We start from the raw sequence: 1,776 nt of genomic DNA, 5'->3' as shown, positions 1-1,776 counted from the left end.
AAGGACCTTTCTTGGAGCTGCTACTGGCGGAGTTACTGACTTCAATGTTGCTGCTGCACCTCTAAAGGGTTGTGCAGCCATGAGATTGGCAGAAGTTGCGGCAGTAGTTCTTGGAGTAGGGCTTACCGCTTGGGCAGCTGGTGCAATTGCTGGCTTCGCTGCAGGTGTTGTTGTTCTAGTCTCGCGCGCAGCACTTTCCGACTGGGTAGGGCGTTGAGGGCTCTGCGAGCCAGCTTCAGTCACTTGGCCGGTCTTTTCAGCAAGCATAGCTTTCCTTTGTTGAACGCTAGGCATAGCGCTGCCAGTGTTCAATGCAGGAGCAGCTACCGGCTTCGGTGCGACAGCTGGCTTCGCTGCAGATGTTGTTGCTCTGGTCTCGCGCGCAGCAGTTCTTGGAGTAGGGCTTACCGCTTGGGCAGCTGGTGCTGGCTGCTGCGCGATAGGTGCACTGCTCACGTTTTGTGGTGCAGGGGAGGATTTTTGTTCTCCCGCATCAAGGACCCTTCTTGGAGCTGCTACCGGCGAAGTTACTGCCCGAGTGTCCCCAGCTGGCTGTTTGCTGGCTGTGGGTCGCTGCTGTGCCAGAATCTGTGAATTTCGTGGGGTATCATATACAGGTTCTGCCTTAGCCGCAGCATTTTGCCCTACTAGCTGTGAATTTCGTGGGGTATCATATACAGGTTCTGCCTTGGTCACATTAGCGTATTCTTGCCACTGTGGGTCCACGGCGTCATATATTAGCTCTACTTTATCTGACTGCCCTACTAGCTGCGAATTTCGCGGAGTATCATATGCCGGTTCCGCTGTAGCCGCGGCTGCTTGCCCTACTAGCTGTGAATTTCGTGGGGTATCATATACAGGTTCCGCCTTGGTTGCGGCATTTTGGCTTATTATCTGCGAATTTCGTGGAGTATCATACGCAGGTTCTGGTGCAACATTAGCGCGTTCTCGCCAATGTGGGTCTATGGTCTCATATATTGGTTCTACGACACTGTCTGACTCTCTATCTATAGCGCCGTAGTATTGCTCTCCAGTTCTGAATTCAAAGTCGCTGCTTGCCGATACTGACGATAAACGTGACCTTGCAAAGGTGTCGAACTCATCACCCAAAAGGTCCTCAACTTGGGCCCAATGTTTTGCCTGACCAGGTTCGTTGTCAACGTCAGAGACATCCAATGGGTTAACATACCACGTTGTGGGTTGTGCTCCTGACGGGGAGGAAGATGCCTGTTCTTTTTTAGCATTCTTGTTAAAGGCGGTGATTGTCTTTTTAATCGCAGTCTTAATTCCTTTGCGAACAGAGGTTTTGCTCGAGGAGGTGCTCGAACCTACGCCCGAGTCACTGCCCAGGTCGCTGCTCGAAGAAGATCCAGGGGCCTTCTTGGCGGACACGTCATCTTCATTTTTTAACTTTGAATATGAAATGCTGCTGTTAGGAATTTTAGGAACAGAAAGACCTTTTGTTGTTTTTGTAGGACTAACAGTCCCAAATTCTTCTAAATCACCCTCATATTCGGAAAGTAAAGGAATAGTGTCCTCAGCATACTGGCTGTCGATTGTTTAGTTTCTTTTTCATAAAGATTACCTTGTGTAAAGGATCCGGAAGTTTATTAAAAAATTAATGAAAGTCAATAAATTAATAATTAATATTAATTTCTTTAATAATTTGATGTGGAGTTATATTCCAGGATGGACGCCAATATCAGCACACGCTGTTTCGTAGTGTATTCGGTGTAAATAGTGTAGAATCGTGTGATTTGTCGGTAAGCAAGAGCA

General features: G+C 48.2%; 1 pseudogene. It reads right to left on the bottom strand.

The features are described 5' to 3' along the window. Positions 1–1,392, bottom strand: a pseudogene (locus tag GAC_RS05275) (hypothetical protein); the annotation flags it as partial. Positions 1,393–1,776: the final 384 nt, after the last annotated feature.

It is taken from the genome of Anaplasma marginale str. Florida, from assembly GCF_000215485.1.
Taxonomy (GTDB): domain Bacteria; phylum Pseudomonadota; class Alphaproteobacteria; order Rickettsiales; family Anaplasmataceae; genus Anaplasma; species Anaplasma marginale.
The sequence above is the reverse complement of the archived record's forward strand: the minus strand, read 5'-3'. Positions and strand labels throughout refer to the sequence as shown.